The sequence below is a fragment of the Streptomyces sp. NPDC086777 genome, from assembly GCF_040702065.1.
Lineage (GTDB): Bacteria > Actinomycetota > Actinomycetes > Streptomycetales > Streptomycetaceae > Streptomyces.
Map to the genome: position 1 here is coordinate 15,943 of NZ_JBFBJI010000030.1, position 16,633 is coordinate 32,575.

Genomic DNA, 16,633 nt, shown 5'->3' on the forward strand with positions numbered 1-16,633 from the left:
CTGGGCCCGTGTATCCGGAGACCTCTCATGGCCACGCTTCTCCACATCGACTCGTCCCTCCTCCCGGGCGGGGCGTCCTCCTCCCGCACCGTCACCGACGCCTTCCGCACGGAGTGGCTGGCGCAGCACCCCGACGGCAAGGTGATCTACCGCGACCTGGCGGCGGACCCCGTACCGCACCTGACCGCCGCCGCGCACACCGCCGGTTTCGCCGACCCCGCCACCCACACCCCCGAGCAGGCGGACGCCTTCGCGGCCCGGGTGCGGCTGATCGAGGAGCTGGAGGAGGCGGACGCGGTGCTCATAGGCGCCCCGATGTACAACTTCACGATCCCGTCGACGCTGAAGGCGTGGCTGGACAACGTGGTCCTGTTCAACCGCACGATGGGCGAGACGCCGTCCGCCAAGGGGACGCCGGTCACCGTGGTCGCCAGCCGCGGCGGCTCGTACGCGCCGGGTACCCCCCGGGAGCCGTACGAGTACGTCCAGAACTACCTGGCCGCGCTGCTCGGCGACGGCCTCGGCCTGGATGTCGACTTCATCGTGCCGGAGCTGACCATGGCCCCGCAGAACCCGGCCATGGCCGAGCTCGTGCCGCTCTACGAGGCCTCCCGCGACCGCGCCCTCCAGGACGCGGCCAGCAAGGCGAAGGAGCTGGCGGACCGCCTCGCCGCGTGACGTGCGCGCCGGCCCCGGGCCCCGGTCCGGTGCCGGTTGCGCCGATCGGACCAGCACCGCGTGCGGGCCCGGTGGCGACCGGTTGTGATGGACGCGTTCTGACATCCAGACACCATGGAGACCAGCATGCGCATTCGTTCCCTCGCCGTCGCCGGCGCCCTCGCCGCCACCTTCGCCCTCGGCGGTGCCACCGCGGCGTTCGCCGACAACGGCGCCGACGCCACCGGTACCGCGTCCAACAGCCCGGGCGTGCTGTCGGGCAACGTCATCGAGGTCCCGGTCGACATCCCGGTGAACGTGTGCGGCGACAGCATCGACGTCATCGGCCTGCTGAACCCGGCGGCGGCCAACGCCTGCACCAACGGCTGACCTCACCGCACCGCGGGTACCGTCCGAGGAGTTCCGCAGGCACCACGCCCGCGGAACTCCTCGCCTGCGTGCAGGTTGTACGCCGGTGAGCCGCCCGAAGCGGACAGTGCGCCCCTGGGCCGCACCCGGAGCGATCCCGACACTTACCTCGTATGACGACTGCTCCCGCCGGTTCCACCACCCCCATCGCGCCCGAGTACGGCGACCGGGTCATCGCCGTGGAGGCGGCGGGCTCGGAACCGATCCCCGACGCCGAACGCCACGGCAGCCCGCTCCAGCTGCTCTGGACCTGGGCCTCCCCCAACATCGAGTTCGCGACCGTCTACATCGGCGTGATCGCGGTCCTCTTCTTCGGCCTGGACTTCTGGACGGCGACCGCCGCGATCCTGCTGGGCACCGCGATCGGCGCGGTCACCCAGGGGGTGCTCTCGCTGGACGGGCCCCGGTTCGGCGTCCCGCAGATGGTGATCGGCCGCTTCTCCTTCGGCTTCCTCGGCAACATCCTGCCCTCCGCCGCCAACGGCCTGCTCGCGGGCGTCGGCTGGTTCGCCGTGAACAGCGTCAGCGCCGCCTTCGCCCTGAACACGCTGACCGGCCTGCGTCCCCTGCCCTGCCTTCTCCTTGTCGTGGTCGCCGAGATCCTCATCGGCTTCATCGGCCACAACTTCGTGCACACCTTCGAGAAGTACGCGTTCCCGGCGCTCGCGGTGGTCTTCCTGCTGGCCGGGGTGTGGACCTTCAAGGACGCGGACCTCGGCGGGGGCGGTTCGGGCGGCGGCGTCGGCGGCTTCCTGCTCGCGTTCAGCGCGGCCTGGGGCTACGCGGCCGGCTGGAACCCGTACGCCACCGACTACTCCCGCTACCTGCCGCGCACCGCGGACAAGGTGAGGACCGTCCTGTGGCCGGCCGTCGGCCTGTTCGTGTCGGTGTCGATCGTCGCCGTCATCGGCGCGGCCTCGGCGACCGTCGTCGCCCCGAAGGACGCCACCCCGACCGCCGCCTTCACCGGCCACCTCCCCGGCTGGCTCGGCGACCTCGTCCTGCTCGCCATCATGCTCGGCGGCATCTCGGCGAACGCCCTCAACGTGTACTCCGGCGCGATCTCCGTCGCCTCCTTCGGTCTGCGGCTCCCCACCTGGCTGAGCCGCAGCGCCCTGGTCGTGGTCTCGGGCATCGCCGGTACGGCCGCCGCCTGGGCCTCGCTGGACGACGCGGGCGCGGCCTACGAGGCGTTCCTGCTCGTCATCGCCTACTGGGTGGCGCCGTGGCTGGGCGTCGTCCTGGTGGAACGGTGGCTCCAGCGCCGTACCGCCACGGACGCGGAACTCTCCGCCCGCCTCGCCGACCGCACCCACACCAACTGGCCGGGCCTCGCCGCCCTGCTGACCGGCGTCGCGGTCTCCGTCCCCCTCTTCTCCAACCAGGAGGACTACGTCGGATACGTCCCGAAGCACCACCCCGCCTTCGGCGACATCACCCCGCTGGTCGGCTTCGCGGTCAGCGCACTGCTGTACGCGGTGCTCCGCAAGCGCAGCCGCTAGCAACCCCGCGCCCCGCAGGGGCGCCGGGAGTGCCCCCGGCCGCACGCTGGGGGAGGAACTGCGCGACCAGCCACAACGAAACCCGCGGCCGGCCGACGCCCCGAAACCCTCCCGTCGGCGCCCTCAGTCGTCCCGCAGCTGCCGCCAGATCCGGCTCCGGTGCAGCAGGAACAGGGACCCGACCACGGCGATCATCTGGAGACCCACGGCGAGCAGCCAGAACTCGTCGCGGGTCTCCAGCCGGTTGGTCAGGAACTCGAAGTTCATGCCGAAGAACCCGGTCAGGAACGACAGCGGCAGGAAGATCACCGACACGATCGCCAGCCGGTTGATCACCCCGTTCTGTTCCCCCGCGACCAGGGACGCGTAGCTGGCGAAAGCCCGGCGGCTGGCGTCCTGCAGGGACTCGATGTCCGCGAGGACCAGGCGCGCCGCCCGCTGGAACTCCTGGGCGAGCCGCTGCCGCTCCACCGGGAAGTCGGGGCTGAGCATCCTGCGGGTGATCACCTCGTCGACGCCCTGGAGGTAGGGCAGCAGCGCGTGGTGCAGGACCGCGGAGTGACGGCGCAGCTGGGACAGCCGGTAGATCTGCTCGGGGCGCCGCGCGTCGAACATGTCGTCCTCCAGCTCCTCCACCTGGAGCAGCGCCCGCACCGCGGCCCGGCGGAACGTCGACAGCGCCTCCTGGAGCAGCAGGAACAGCGCGGCCACCGCGTCGCGCGGCCGCTCCCGCCGCACCAGCGCCCTGATGTCCCCCGCCAGGCCGGCCCGGCGGCCCCAGTGGACGACGACGAGGAAGGTCGCGGAGGCGAGGGCGTGCACATGGTGGACCCGGCCGGCCCGGACCACCGGCACGACGAACCCGACGGTGTCGCCCAGGAACTCGGCCCGCGGTGACCCGCCCGGCCGGCCGAACCACTCCAGGTCCTCGTCGTCGAGGCCGAGCTGCCGCACCACCGGCTCCTCGGCCGGGCCCGACGCCCGGGCCTCCCCCGGGGCCTCCGCCGGGCCCTCCTCCTCACCCAGTTCGACACCGAGGATCAGGAACGGATCCGTGGCGAGCCGCCGGCGCGCCTCCGGAACGGAGACCGTCGTCGTACCCCCGTCCGGCACCGACACCACCGTCACGATCATCGATCGTCCTCGCCGCTGAGCCCGTCACGCACGCTCCCAGCCTGCGTGCGGCCGGCGGTACGCGCACCCGCTGCCGCTCCGACCAGGTGCGGGCCGTCCGGGCGAGGCGGCGGCCCCGTGCCTAGGCGCTCCGCCGGACGTGCCGCGGCATGTCGTCCGCCGACTGCCGCGCCGTCGTGGCCGGTCGCGCGCACGCGGCGGCAGCCGCGGACCGGACAGGGGCCCGCGCCCCTTCGGGGCGCTGCCGCACCACCCGGTGCGCGCAGGCCGCCGTGAGGAGTTCGCCCAGCAGGTCCGGGTCGTCGATCTCCAGGCCGAGGAGCGACTCGATGCGTTCCAGGCGCTGGTAGAGGGACTGGCGGCCGATGTGCAGGAGGGCGGCGGTGCGGGTCGGGGAGCAGCCGTGCCGCAGGTGCACCTCCAGGGTGCGGACCAGGTCGCTGGGGTGCGCCGCCTCCCAGGCGAGCAGCGGGCCGAGGGTGTGCTGGACGAGCGCGGCGAGCCGGTCACGGTTGGCGGCGATCCCGCCCCGGGTCAGCTCCCGTTCCAGGGCGAGGGCGCGGGCCGAGGTGACCGACGGGCCCTCGGGCACGGCCGGTTCGGCGGGCGGCACGGTCAGCGCGAGTTCCAGGGTGGTGCGGGCCGCGCGCAGCGTCTCGCTCCAGTGCAGCCAGCCGCCGGGACCGACCGCGTGGCCGACGGCGACCGTGGCCCCCGCCTCGGTGACGCCGCGGAAGGCCTCCTGCACGGCCCGCACCGGGTCGCCGGGGACCGCGGCCGGTACCGCCAGCAGCGCCAGCACGTCGCCCGGGAACGCGGCCCGCAGCGTCCCGGCGCCGCCCAGTACCCGAGCCGCCCGGTCCACCGCGCCCACGCCCCGGCTGCCGTGCAGCGAGACGCCGAGGAGCCGGGCGCCGGGGCCGGGGTGGAACCCGGCGAGGGCGGCCCGGGCCTCCACCTCGGGCTGGTTGAGGGCCTGCCCGTCGGCCAGGTCGGCGAGGAGCGCCGCCGCGTGGTCGTCGCCCCAGGGCCGCACGACCGTACGGCGTCCGGACAGGCCCCGGGCCACGATTGCCCGGTTGGCGGCCTCGGTGATCCGCACGAAGGGCACCACCCGGTGCAGGGCGATCAGCGGCAGGCCGAGGCGGCGGGCCTCGTCGGTCACCTCGGGCGGCATGCCGGGCAGCGCGCGCCCGACCTCCACCGCGAGCCCGGCCGCACCGCGCGCCGCCAGCTCGCGCACGTACCGGCGGCGGAGCTCGTCGTCGGCGTCGGTGAGTCCGAAGCCGTTGGTGAGGAGGAGTTCGCCGCCGTCGAGGAAGCTGACGCCCTCGTAGGCCTCGCTGGTGGGGGTCCCCCCGCTTCGAGCGAAGTCGAGAATCAGGGGGAGCACCCAGCGGACCGGGCGGTCCAGGGCGTCCTCCCCGGCGAGCAGTTCGGGGCGGGCCGCCCGCACCGGGTCGAGGGCCAGGACTTCGCGGAGGGTGAGTGCGGGCACGGCGACCTCCAGGGAACGGGCGCGGCCGCTGACATTTCGTCCGGCCGGGGGCTGCCCGGAGGCTACTTTCCGCACGTTGCCCTCGTGTTTCGGCCACGGGAGAGTGTCGTCATGGATCATCTGGACGCCCGTACCGCCCGTACCTGGCTCGCCACCGCCGTCGCCGAGGCGCGCGCCGGGCTCGCCGAGGGGGGCATCCCGATCGGTGCCGCGCTCTACGGCGCCGACGGCGCACTGCTCGGCCGCGGGCACAACCGGCGGGTGCAGGACGACGACCCCTCGACGCACGCGGAGACGGCCGCCTTCCGGGCGGCGGGCCGGCAGCGGTCGTACCGGGGCACCACCATGGTGACGACCCTGTCGCCCTGCTGGTACTGCTCCGGCCTGGTCCGCCAGTTCGGCATCTCCCGGGTCGTGATCGGCGAGGCGGCCACCTTCCACGGCGGCCACGAGTGGCTCGCCGCGCACGGTGTGGAGATCGTCCTGCTGGAGGACGCCGAGTGCGTCGCCCTGATGCACGACTTCGTCGAGAACAACCCGGCTCTGTGGAATGAGGACATCGGTGAGTGAGCCCAGGCCCCGCATCCCCACCATCGATCTGCGTCCCTGGCTGGACGGTGACCCGGCGGCCCGCGAGGACCTCGCCCGGACCGTCGACTCCGCCCTGCGGACCGCCGGCTTCCTGCTCGTCACCGGGCACGGGGTCGAAGCGGAGCTGCGCACCGCCGTACGCGAGGCCGCGCGCCGGTTCTTCGCCCTCCCCGCCGAGGTCAAGCAGGCGTACGGGGCGAAGGTCGGCGGCCGCGGCTGGCTCGGGCCCGGCGCGGAGGCCAACGGCTACTCGGAAGGCACCGAGACCCCGCCCGACCTGAAGGAGTCGCTGACCTTCGCCACCGACGAGCCGTTCGAGGACCCGGTGGTCAACGCGGAGTGGTACGCGCCCAACGTGTGGCCGGCCGAGGTGCCGGAGCTGCGCACGCTCTGCGAGGAGTACCTGGAGCGGATGGCCGGCCTGGAGAAGGAGCTGCTGTCCCTGCTCGGGTACGCGCTCGGGCTCGAACAGGACTTCTTCTCCCGGCACATGGACCATCCGACGTACGGCTTCAACATCAACTGGTACCCGGGCACCGACGTGGTCGGCGAGCCCGCGCCGGGGCAGTTCCGGATCGGGCCGCACACCGACTTCGGGACCGTGACCATCCTGGACCGGCAGGCCGGCAGAGGCGGGCTGCAGGTGTACACCGACGAGGGCGGCTGGCAGGACGCGCCCTTCGACCCCGCCGCGTTCACCATCAACATCGGTGACCTGATGGCGCGTTGGACCGGCGACCGGTGGCGGTCGGGACGGCACCGGGTGCTGCCGCCGCCCACCGACGCGCCCGCCGAGGAGCTGATGTCCCTCGTCTACTTCGGCGAGTGCACCCCGGGCACCACCGTCGAGTCCGTCCCGGCGCCGGTCGGCAAGGTCGCCTACCCGCCGGTCGACTCGCACGTCTACCTGCGGGAGAAGCTGGACGCCATCACCGTCGGCTGATCTCTCAGCGTCAGGATTCGTGACCCAACAGTCATCACCCGATCTGGCCCGGAGCAACTCCCCGTTCCTACACTTGCGTTGAGGGGGGACTGCCTTGCACAGACGGCTGCACGGGCGCGGGGCGCTGTTCGACGTCGAGCCGGCCGGGCTCGTGCCGAGAATCGTCGGGTTACGGCCGTACCAGCATCGTGCCCTTCCCCTCGAACACCCCGGTGAGCTGCCGTTCGTCGTGCTGACCGGGGCGCGGGGGCTCGGCAGGAGCGCGGTGCTCGGTGAGTTGCGGGACGCGTACAAGGGGCACACCCCGGTCGCGCTCGTCGACTGCGCGGAGCCGCAGTTCGCGGGGCCGCCGCCGGAGCGGCCCGCCGAGTCCTGGTCGCCGGTGGCCCAGGCGCTGCTGGTCGTCGCCGAGCAGCTCGCCGAGCCGGTGACCGGTGCCGGGCGCATCCCCTTCCCACGGCTGATGTCGGGCCTGGTCGCGGTGGCCGCCGGCGGCTGGGGGGACGCGGACTCGGAGCGGATCCGGCGCGAGGTGGAGCGGATCCTGCTGCTGAACGAGAGCGGTTCGTGGATCAGCGGCTTCGCCGGGCGGTGGGCCGGGAAGGTGGCGGCGAAGGTGGTCGCCGCCGCGACCGGCACGGGGCCGCTGGTCTCCGGGGCCATCGAGGCCACCCTGGAGTCGATCGCCGAGGGCTTCGCCAGCCGCCGCCACCAGAAGGCGTCGGTCTGGTACCGGACCTACCCCAACGCGGGCGGGCACGCCCAGCGCGGCCTGATCCTGCTCTCCGGGCACTTCCGCGCGGGCGGCACCTCCCGCGAGCACGCCGAGCGGTACCTGGTGCGGGCCCTGCTCGCCGACCTGACCGAGGCGTACGCGGGCGTGCTGCCGCGAATGCAGCGGCTCGGCCGGCCGCTGGTGCTCGTCGACAACGTCCAGACCGGGCCGGGGCCGGGCCTGCTGGAGGCGGTGCTCAGGGATCGCGCCGAGGGCATCGCCGACCAGGTGGCGTTCGTCGCCGGGCTACGCGGCGACGGCCGGGAGCTGCTGCGCGGCGGGACACGGCGGGAGCTGGCCGGGGTCGCCCGGCGCAGCGAGTGGACGCCGGACCCGGCCGTACCCTCCTCGCGGGCGCTGCTGGTCGCGCTTCCGGCGCTCACCCCCGACGACACCCTGCACCTGGTCGGCGCCCCGGCCGCGCCCCAGCTCCCGCACGCCGTGCACCGGCTGACCCGCGGCAACCCGCTGGGCATCGCCCTGCTCGCCGAGGCCGCGGCGCAGCATCCGGAGCGGGCCGGATCGCTGGCCGACCTGCTCACCGCCGACGTACGGCCGGCCGAGGACGGCCCCGCCGCCCCCGCCTACCTCCAGCTCCTCGACCGGCTGGTCCCCGCCGACCGCCTCGACGAGCTGACCGTCCTCGCCGCCGCCCACGACCACGACTCGGCGTGCGCGCTGGCCGCCGCGCTGCTCCCGGACGACTTCGGCCCGGCCGATGTACGGGCCCTGCAGAACCGGCTCGCCCAGGAGGGGCTGCCCACCGTGCCCGGCCAGTTCGTCGGGGACCCCTTCGTGCGGACCCTGCTGCTGCTCCGGCTGCACCTGCGGGACGCCGACCACAGCGGCTGGCGCACCGCCCACGAGACGCTGGTCGCGTACTACACCGAGGACCGGCCGGACGGGCACGCCCGCTTCCGGCTCCACCACCAACTGGCCCTGGGCCGGACCGGACCGGCCGTCGCCCACCTGCGCGACAGCTTCCCCGTCCTGGACACCCGCGGCTGGCTGCACACCCTGCGGTTCGTCGCCGCCGCGCCCTACTTCCACGCCCACGACGCCGAGGGCCACGACTTCACCGGCCACGGCGACCGGCGGGCCGCGGTGGCGCTCGGCCGCACCGACGCCCAGCAGCGGGTGCCGGACGGCGTGGACGGCGTACTGCACCTGCGGATACGGCGGCTGCTGCACGCGGTGTGGCTGCTGACCGATCCGCTGGTACTGCCCGACCCGAAGGTCGCCGACCGGCTGCGGTTCGAGCTGGAGCAGCTGTCCAACCTGCGGCCGGCCGGCAACGCACTGCTGTGGCGGGCCTCCCGGGACTGGCCGGCGGCCGCGCTGGCCGGCCGCCCCCCGGCGGCGGACGGGGACGACGGTGACGACGACGAGGGTGACGCGGGCGACGACGAGCGGAGCGGGGTGGCGTGATGGCGGGGCAGGGCGTGGGCACGTGGTTGCGTGAGGGCGTCTGGGAGATCCCGCTCCGCCGCTATCTGGCCCTGCTGGTCACGGCCGCGGTGATCGCCGGGCTGGTCGTCGGGGTGCGGGCGGCCGTCCACGACGACCGGTCCTGCGCGCCGGGGGTGACCCGCCCCGAGGGCAGCGACGAGTGCGTGGGCGTGGCGACGACCGCGTACGACTTCGGGCACCCGCAGCTGCGGAGCACCGTGGAGGCGATCGCACGCGAGAACGCCCGTCTGAAGCCCGGGAGTTACGTGACCGTCGCGGTGATGCTGCCCTACACCGCGACGGCCGCGGCCAGCCTCGCCGACATCCAGCACGAGCTGCAGGGCGCCTACCTCGCCCAGTACCAGGCCAACCACGACTCCAACGGCCAGTCCCCGGCGATCCGGCTGGTGGCGGCCAACCCCGGGGCGACCAGCCGGTACTGGCAGCGGATGGTCACGCAGCTGGCGGGCATGACCGGCGGCACGGACCGGCTGCGGGCGGTCGCCGGGGTCGGGCAGAGCACCGACGACAACAAGAGGGCCGTCAAGGAGCTGACCCGGCTGGGCATCCCGGTGGTCGGCTCGTCGATCACCGCCGACGACCTCGCCAACGGGCAGGGCGGCAAGGACCCCTACCCCGGACTGGCCCGGGTCTCCCCCACCAACACCGACGAGGCCCGCGCCCTCGCCTCCTTCGCGAAGGTGAGCGCGGGCCGGGCGCTGCTCGTCTACGACAAGCCAGGCGACCCGTACACGCGCACGCTCCAGACGTCGTTCGCCGCGCTGATCAAGGGTTCGCCGTACGAGCCGCAGCCGTTCACGCCGCCGGCCGACCGCAGCAGGGAGGGCACGACCGCGAACACCTTCCGGCAGATCACCAACCTGGTCTGCGACACCTCGCGGACCACGGACACGATCCTGTTCGCCGGCCGCCACACCCAGCTGCGGCAGTTCGTCAACGCGCTGGGCGGACGGGGCTGCCAGGACCGCAGGTTCACGGTGCTGACCGGGGACGAGGGGTCGTACCTGACCGGCGAGACGAAGCTGGACCGCAGCGCCCTGCGGCACAACCTCTCCGTCCGCTACACCGCCCTCGCCCATCCGGACGCGTGGGGGAAGGGCAGCCCGGGGACGGGCGGTTCCGCGGCCGACACGGCGGCGCTCACCGCGCTGCTGCAGAGCGCGCGGAAGGCGCCGGTGGGGCCGGTCGGGCCGGTCGCCCTGGAGGACGGGCAGCTGATCATCGCCTACGACGCGATACGGCTCGCGGTGCACGGGATCCGCGAGGCGGTGCCGGAGGGGAGGTCCGTGCCGGCGCTGGCCGACGTGGGGCTGCAGTGGCCGCAGGTGAAGGGGTCGCTGCGGGTGGACGGGGCGAGCGGGTGGATCTGCCTGGACGCGCACGGGAATCCGTACGACAAGGCGGTGCCGATCGTGGAGCTGCGGCCGGAGGGCGGGTCCAGGTTCGTGACCCTTGCGTGGCCGGAGGGGAAGCCGCCGGGTCCGGAGTGTCTGCCGCCGTCGTGAGCGCGGCCGGTGGGGGGCGCGCTCAGTCCCCCGCGCCCCTGACCCGGCGCCACAGATCGCCGTGCCGTCAAGGGCCCAGCGTCTCCATCAGGCGTTCGAAGCGCGCCCGCCATGCCGGCTCGGTCGCCACCTCGCCCTTGAACTCGTGCGTGAAGCGCAGGGCGCTGCCGCTTTCCCCGTCGCGCTCCAGGTGGAAGCGGATTCTGCCGCCGCCCTCCACCGTGTACTCCGCGATCCGGTCGACGTCCCAGGCGGTCACCGTGCCGGTGCCCAGGTCACCGAGGGTGACCGTGCCGCCCAGTCTTGGCTGCAGGACGTCGACCGTGGTGAACCAGGCGGCCAGGCCCTCGGGGGTGGAGAGGCTCGGCCAGACCCGGTCCGTCGGTTTCGGGAGGCGCACCAGGAAGTGGAGGATGTGCGTTCTCCCGTGGGTCTGACTGGTGCCCTGCTCTATGGAACCGGCCATGGCACCAGTGTCGCCCCTCGTCGGCTCAGACGCCCGCGTAGGAGTGCTTGCCGGTGACGAAGATGTTGACGCCGTAGTAGTTGAAGAGCCAGCAGCCGAAGGCGATCATCGCCAGATAGGCGGCCTTGCGGCCCTTCCAGCCGGCGGTGGCGCGGGCGTGCAGGTAGCAGGCGTAGGCGACCCAGGTAATGAAGGACCAGGTCTCCTTGGGGTCCCAGTTCCAGTAGCGGCCCCAGGCGCTGCCGGCCCAGATCGCGCCCGCGATGATCGTGAACGTCCACAGCGGGAAGACCGCCGCGTTGACGCGGTAGGCGAACTTGTCGAGGGACGCCGAGGCGGGCAGGCGCTCCAGGACCGAGGTGGCGAAGCTGCCGGGCTTGCCGCCGCTCTCCAGCTTGCTCTCGTAGGCGTCCTTGAAGAGGTACAGGATCGTGGCCACCGCGCCGACGTAGAAGACCGCGCCGCAGAAGATCGCCGTCGAGACGTGGATGTACAGCCAGTACGAGTGCAGGGCCGGGACCAGCGGCTCGCTCGCCGTGTAGAGGACGGTGACCGCGAGGCCGAGGTCGAGCAGGACCGTGGTGATCAGGAAGAGGCCGAGCCAGCGCACGTTCTTCTTCAGGGCGAGGAGCGTCAGGTAGACGGCGACCGCGACCGTGGAGAACGTGATGTTGAACTCGTACATGTTGCCCCACGGCGCCCGCTGCACGGAGGCCGCGCGGGTGACCACGCCCGCCAGCTCGACGAGGAAGGCGAGGACCGTGAGGGAGATCGCGATCCGGCCGTAGAGGTCGCCCTGCTCGTCACCGCCGTGCGCGCCGGGCCCGTCCGGCACGTCCCGCGAGCCCGCCGCGGAGCGGACGACCACCTGCGGACGCTCCAGCACGGCGGTGCCGCCGGCCTTCTTGACCGTGACGGCGGGCGCCTTCCTGGCCTCGCCCGTGCTGGTGAGCGCGTTGGCGGTACGCGCCACCCGGCTGCGGCTGCCGAGCAGCCATTCGAAGATGTAGGCGAAGAACGCCAGCGTGTAGACGGCCATCGAGGAGTAGACGAGCGTGTTGCTCATGCTCGCCAGATGCTCGTTGGTCGCGGCGAGGGTGGTTGCGTCGAGCGCGGTTGCGGCGGCGGAAGTCATCGCTTCTCAGCCCCTTCGGCAGGTACGACTTCGGGGTCGGGGGATTCTGCGGGGTCGTCGTCAGTGGTGTCGTCGGGGTCGGGGGCGCCCGGCGCCCGGTCGTAGAGGATTCCGGCGAGGTCGCCGAGTTCCTCGGGCACCTTCGCGGACTCGCTGCGGCCCAGCCCGGCCATCTCGACCACCGTGACGCCGTCGGGGCCCTGCACCGCGCGCACCCACACGCGGCGGCGCTGGATGAACAGGGAGGCCGCCAGGCCGAAGATCGCGGCGAGCGCGCCGCCCAGCGCCCAGCCGCTGCCGGGCTCCTGCACGATCTCGAAGCCGGCCCATTCCTTGACGTCCTTCTCGAACGTCACGGACCCGGCGCCGTTCGGCAGCTGCATGGTCTGCCCGGGCCTGAGGTTGTCCCGGAACTGCGCGCCCTTGGAGTCCTTGAAGTCCTTCATGTGGGTCTTGTCGAGCTGGTAGACGCTCTGCGGGATGCCCGAGTCGACGCCCAGGTCGCCGTGGTACGGCGTCAGGTTCAGCACCGGGTTGTCGAGTGCCGGGAAGCTGGAGAGCACCGAGGAACCGCCGGCGTACGTCGGCAGGAAGAACAGCGAGATGCCGAGCTGCTCGCTGACGCCCTTGGCGTCCCGGTAGCCGTCCATCACCTTCACCACGCCCTGGGAGGTGACGTTGCTGTCGAGCGGGAGGAGCGGGACGGCGTCGCGGTAGACGACCTTGCCCTTGCTGTCCCGGACGGTGACGACGGGCGCGTAGCCGTGGCTGACGAGGTAGACCTTGGCGTCGTCGATGTGCAGCGGCTCGTTCACCTTGATGGTGGTCCGCTTCGACTTGCCGTAGGCCCCCTCGCTGTAGTCGACGTCCGCGGCGAAGGAGACCGCCGTGCCCTTGCTGGGGCCGCTGGTCTGGTACGTGGCGTGGAAGTTCTTCAGGTCGAAGCTGAACGGCACCAGGTCGTCGGTGCTGAACATGGAGCCGGACTTGAAGTCGTCGTACTGGAGGATCGAGTTGGAGAACCCGTCGCCCTCGACGACCAGCTTGGTCCCGTCCGACTTGTACATCTGGCCGGAGGCGAAGGCGATCAGCAGCACGATCAGCGCGATGTGGAAGGCCAGGTTGCCGAACTCGCGGACGTAGCCCTTCTCGGCGGCGACCGCGTCCCCGGCGACGTGCGCGCGGAACTGCCGCTTCTTCAGCAGCTTCAGCGCCGCCTCGCGGACCTCCTCGGGCGCGGCCGTGGTCCGCCAGGTCGTGTACGCGGGGAGCCGGTCGAGGCGTTTCGGGGCGCCCGGCGGACGGCCGCGCAACTGGCCCACGAACTGCCAGGCACGCGGGATGATGCAGCCGACGAGCGAGACGAACAGCAGGATGTAGATCGCCGAGAACCACACCGAGCTGTAGACGTGGAACAGGCCGAGCTTGTCGTAGACCGGTGCCAGCGTCTTGTGGGACTTCTGGAATTCGGCGACCTTGTTGATGTCGGCGCCGCTCTGCGGGATCAGCGACCCGGGGATCGCGCCCAGCGACAGCAGCAGGAGCAGCAGCAGCGCGACCCGCATCGAGGTGAGCTGCCGCCAGAACCAGCGGGCCCAGCCGACGACCCCGAGCCCGGGGGCGACCGGTGGCTCGGCGGGGGCGGTGGAGAGCTGGGAGCCCGCCGCGCCGAGGTCCACCTCGCTGTTGTCGGTTTCGGTCTTGCTCATCGATCAGATCCCCACAGTGAAGCCGTCGGACCAGCCCTGCATCTCCTGCACGAGGCTGTCCCAGGCCCCGGTCAGCAACAGCACACCGGTCACGATCATCATCGTGCCGCCGATGCGCATCACCCAGACATAGTGGCGCTTGACCCAGCCGAAGGCGCCGAGTGCCTTGCGGAAGGCTACGGCGGTGAGCACGAAGGGGACACCGAGGCCCAGGCAGTAGGCGACGGTCAGCAGGGCGCCGCGGCCGGCGCTCGCCTGGTTGAAGGACAGGGTCGTGACGGCCGACAGGGTCGGGCCGATGCACGGTGTCCAGCCGATCCCGAACAGCGCGCCCAGCACCGGCGCCCCGGCCAGACCCGCCACCGGCCGCCGGTGGAAGCGGAACTCGCGCTGGGTGAACCAGGGCATCATGCCCATGAAGAACACGCCCATGGCGATCATCAGCACCCCGAGCACCTTGCTGAGGACGCCGGACTGCTCCTGGAGGGTCTGGCCGAAGTAGCCGAACAGGGCCCCGCCGGAGACGAACACGGCGGTGAACCCGAGGACGAACAGGGAGGCACCGGCTGCCATTCGGCCCCGCCGGGCCTCCGCGAGATCGGTACCGGCGACCCCCGTGACGTACGAGAGGTAGCCGGGGACGAGGGGCAGCACGCACGGGGAGAAGAACGAGACGAGCCCGCCGAGCAGCGCGATCGGCAGGGCGACCAGCAGGGCGCCGTTGAGGACGGTCTCGTTCCGGCCTGTCTCGGCCGCGGCCGCGAGAAGTGCGCTCACGTCACTTCTCCGCGACGACCGGCTTGACCATCTTCAGCAGGCTCTCCTCGCTGAGCGCCGCCAGTGAGCGCGCAGCGATCTTCCCCTGCCGGTCGAGTACCAGGGTCGAGGGGATGGCCTGCGGGTTGAGCGTGCCCTTCTTGAAGCGGAGCATAAGCTTGCCCGTCGGGTCGTACAGGCTCGGGTAGTCGATGCCGTTCTGCTTCTCGAAGGCGACCGCGGAACCGGTGCTGGTGTCGCGGGTGTTGATGCCGACGAACTGGACGCCCTTGCTCGCGTACTCCTTGGCGACGGCCGCGAAGTTGGGCGCCTCGGCCCGGCAGGGGCTGCACCAGGAGCCCCAGACGTTGATGACGACGACCTTGCCCTTGTAGTCCGCGACGTCCAGCGTGCTGCCGTCGATGGTCTTGCCGGACAGGTCGGGGGCCGCCGCACGGTGACCCTCCGCAACCGTGTCGATGCCGTCCTTGCCGGTGACGAAGTTGGTGTTGCCGCCTCCGCCGGAAGTGCCGCCGCTGCCGCACGCGGACAGGGTCAGGGCTGCCGCGGCGGCCGTGGCACCGAGCAGGAGGGCGCGGCTACGGGTACTCATGTGAAAAGTTTCGCATGCCCGTTCTGGGGATCTTGCGCACCCCCCTGGGTCCGGGATCCGCCCCGCTTCAGGCCGCCGCACCCTGCTTGAACAAGCCCTTCCAGCCGCCGGCCGGCCGCTGCCCCACGTCCAGCGTGCGCAGCTTCGCGAGGACCTCCGGCTTCTGTACGTCCATCCAGTCCACGAACTGCCGGAAGGAGACGAGGCGGACGTCGGCGCCCTTCTCCTTCTCCCGGGCGATGTGCTTGAAGGCCTGTTCGACGGCGTCCATGTAGATGCCGCCGTTCCACTGCTCGAAGTGGTTGCCTATGAAGAACGGTGCCCGGTTTGTCGTGTATGCCCGCTGGAATCCCGTTATGTAGGCCTGCGCCGACTGGGTTCGCCAGCCCGGGTAGTGGTAGGCGGGGGCCTTGGTCGAGTTGACCGACTGGTTGGCGAGCATGTTGTAGTCCATGGAGAGGACCTCGAAGGAGCGACCGGGGAACGGTATCTGCTGCAGGGGCAGGTCCCAGATGCCCAGCTTCTTCTCCGGCCAGACCTGGCGGCCGCCCGGCGAGGAGGCGTCGTAGCGCCAGCCGAGCGCGCGGGCGGTGGGCAGCAGGTTGTCCTGGCCGAGCAGGCAGGGGGTACGGCCGCCGACCAGCTCCTTGTCGTAGTCGAAGGGGAGCGCGGGCAGGTCGGTCCAGCCGGAGTTGGTCCGCCACTCCTTCACGAACGCCTTGGCCTGGTCTATCTCGCTGCGCCACTGCTTGGGCGTCCAGTTGCCCACGGTGCCGTGGCCGCTGCAGAAGTGGCCGTTGAAGTGGGTGCCGATCTCGTGCCCTTCGAGCCAGGCCCGGCGGACGTTGGCGAGCGTCGCCTTGATGTGCTCGTCGGTGAGGTAGCCGATGTCGGAGGCGCCGCGGGGGTTGTTCGGGGGGTCGTAGAGCCGCTTCTTCGACTCGGGGAGCAGGTACAGCCCCGAGAGGAAGAAGGTCATCGACGCGCCGTGCTCCTTGGCCAGGTCCAGGAAGCGGGGGAAGAGGCCGGTGCCCACCTCGCCGGCGCCGTCCCAGGAGAAGATCACGAACTGCGGCGGGGTCTGGCCCGGCTCCAGCGGTTCGGGGGCGGCGGGCTGGTGGGGCTGCTTGCCCGTGTCGGCGGTGGAGCCGTCGCCGAGGGGGCGGGCGTTCGGCGTCTTCGACGGCTTCTTCGACGGCTCCCCGGTGGAACCGGAGGCATGGGTCACGCCGTCCGAACCGGTGGGTGAGCCGCAGCCGGTGAGGCCGAGCGCGAGCCCGGCCGTGGCACCCGCACCGGCGCCGAGCATTCCCCTTCGGGTGAAGGTCCGCATGGTTCCCCGATTCGTCACGTCCTCTGGTGGTCACCCACTCAGAGGGCGGGACGAACGGGAAGGTTCCCGAAGGAACCATATATTTTCAGACTAATCTCATGAATCCGGTTCGAGCGG

The 16,633-nt window shown here is 72.2% G+C and carries 15 protein-coding genes; 7 read left to right on the top strand and 8 right to left on the bottom strand.

Annotation, left to right across the window (positions count from 1 at the left end; genetic code table 11):
* Positions 1–27 precede the first annotated feature (27 nt).
* From AB0472_RS33290 to AB0472_RS33300, 3 genes are all read left to right on the top strand, one after another.
* Positions 28–678, top strand: a complete 651-nt coding sequence (locus AB0472_RS33290) for an NAD(P)H-dependent oxidoreductase (protein ID WP_366361998.1) — start codon at positions 28–30, stop codon at positions 676–678.
* Positions 679–804: 126 nt separating this feature from the next.
* Positions 805–1,047, top strand: coding sequence for a chaplin (locus tag AB0472_RS33295; RefSeq protein ID WP_366362000.1), 243 nt, complete (start codon positions 805–807; stop codon positions 1,045–1,047).
* Positions 1,048–1,199: 152 nt separating this feature from the next.
* Entirely contained in the window at positions 1,200–2,588 is a 1,389-nt protein-coding gene (locus AB0472_RS33300; RefSeq protein WP_366362002.1) for a cytosine permease, read from the top strand.
* Positions 2,589–2,711: 123 nt separating this feature from the next.
* Here AB0472_RS33300 and AB0472_RS33305 read toward each other — a convergent pair whose 3' ends face one another.
* Together AB0472_RS33305 and AB0472_RS33310 are read right to left on the bottom strand one after the other, a co-directional pair.
* Positions 2,712–3,722 (bottom strand): CorA family divalent cation transporter, encoded by a 1,011-nt coding sequence (locus AB0472_RS33305; RefSeq protein ID WP_366362004.1) that lies wholly within the window; start codon positions 3,720–3,722, stop codon positions 2,712–2,714.
* 121 nt (positions 3,723–3,843) lie between these two features.
* Positions 3,844–5,220, bottom strand: coding sequence for a PucR family transcriptional regulator (locus AB0472_RS33310; protein ID WP_366362006.1), 1,377 nt, complete (start codon positions 5,218–5,220; stop codon positions 3,844–3,846).
* A 111-nt stretch (positions 5,221–5,331) separates the two neighbouring features.
* Between AB0472_RS33310 and AB0472_RS33315 the strand changes: the two genes are divergently transcribed.
* From AB0472_RS33315 to AB0472_RS33330, 4 genes are all read left to right on the top strand, one after another.
* Positions 5,332–5,790 carry a nucleoside deaminase gene (locus AB0472_RS33315; RefSeq protein ID WP_366362008.1) on the top strand — a complete coding sequence of 153 codons (459 nt, stop codon included), beginning with the start codon at positions 5,332–5,334 and terminating at the stop codon, positions 5,788–5,790.
* Positions 5,783–6,754, top strand: a complete 972-nt coding sequence (locus AB0472_RS33320) for a 2-oxoglutarate and iron-dependent oxygenase domain-containing protein (protein WP_366362010.1) — start codon at positions 5,783–5,785, stop codon at positions 6,752–6,754. The genes AB0472_RS33315 and AB0472_RS33320 overlap by 8 nt, the downstream gene beginning before the upstream one ends.
* Before the next feature lie 94 nt (positions 6,755–6,848).
* Positions 6,849–8,957, top strand: a complete 2,109-nt coding sequence (locus tag AB0472_RS33325) for a hypothetical protein (RefSeq protein ID WP_366362012.1) — start codon at positions 6,849–6,851, stop codon at positions 8,955–8,957.
* The gene (locus AB0472_RS33330) at positions 8,957–10,504 is read left to right on the top strand and encodes a hypothetical protein (RefSeq protein WP_366362014.1); all 1,548 of its coding nucleotides are present in this window, start codon (positions 8,957–8,959) and stop codon (positions 10,502–10,504) included. The genes AB0472_RS33325 and AB0472_RS33330 overlap by 1 nt, the downstream gene beginning before the upstream one ends.
* Positions 10,505–10,571: 67 nt before the next feature.
* On the opposite strand, the gene AB0472_RS33335 is transcribed toward AB0472_RS33330, so the two are convergent.
* The 6 genes from AB0472_RS33335 to AB0472_RS33360 form a co-directional block, all read right to left on the bottom strand.
* Positions 10,572–10,970 carry a hypothetical protein gene (locus AB0472_RS33335; protein WP_366362015.1) on the bottom strand — a complete coding sequence of 133 codons (399 nt, stop codon included), beginning with the start codon at positions 10,968–10,970 and terminating at the stop codon, positions 10,572–10,574.
* Positions 10,971–10,995: 25 nt separating this feature from the next.
* Positions 10,996–12,105, bottom strand: a complete 1,110-nt coding sequence (ccsB, locus tag AB0472_RS33340; protein ID WP_366362016.1) for a c-type cytochrome biogenesis protein CcsB — start codon at positions 12,103–12,105, stop codon at positions 10,996–10,998.
* Positions 12,102–13,814 (bottom strand): cytochrome c biogenesis protein ResB, encoded by a 1,713-nt coding sequence (locus tag AB0472_RS33345; RefSeq protein WP_366362018.1) that lies wholly within the window; start codon positions 13,812–13,814, stop codon positions 12,102–12,104. Before AB0472_RS33345 ends, ccsB begins: the two co-directional genes overlap by 4 nt.
* Positions 13,815–13,817: 3 nt before the next feature.
* Positions 13,818–14,591, bottom strand: a complete 774-nt coding sequence (locus AB0472_RS33350; protein WP_366362020.1) for a cytochrome c biogenesis protein CcdA — start codon at positions 14,589–14,591, stop codon at positions 13,818–13,820.
* A 1-nt stretch (position 14,592) separates the two neighbouring features.
* Positions 14,593–15,183, bottom strand: a complete 591-nt coding sequence (locus AB0472_RS33355; protein WP_366362022.1) for a TlpA disulfide reductase family protein — start codon at positions 15,181–15,183, stop codon at positions 14,593–14,595.
* A 67-nt stretch (positions 15,184–15,250) separates the two neighbouring features.
* A complete protein-coding gene (locus AB0472_RS33360; protein WP_366362024.1) occupies positions 15,251–16,516 on the bottom strand; it encodes a hypothetical protein in 1,266 nt (421 codons plus the stop codon).
* Positions 16,517–16,633 lie beyond the last annotated feature (117 nt).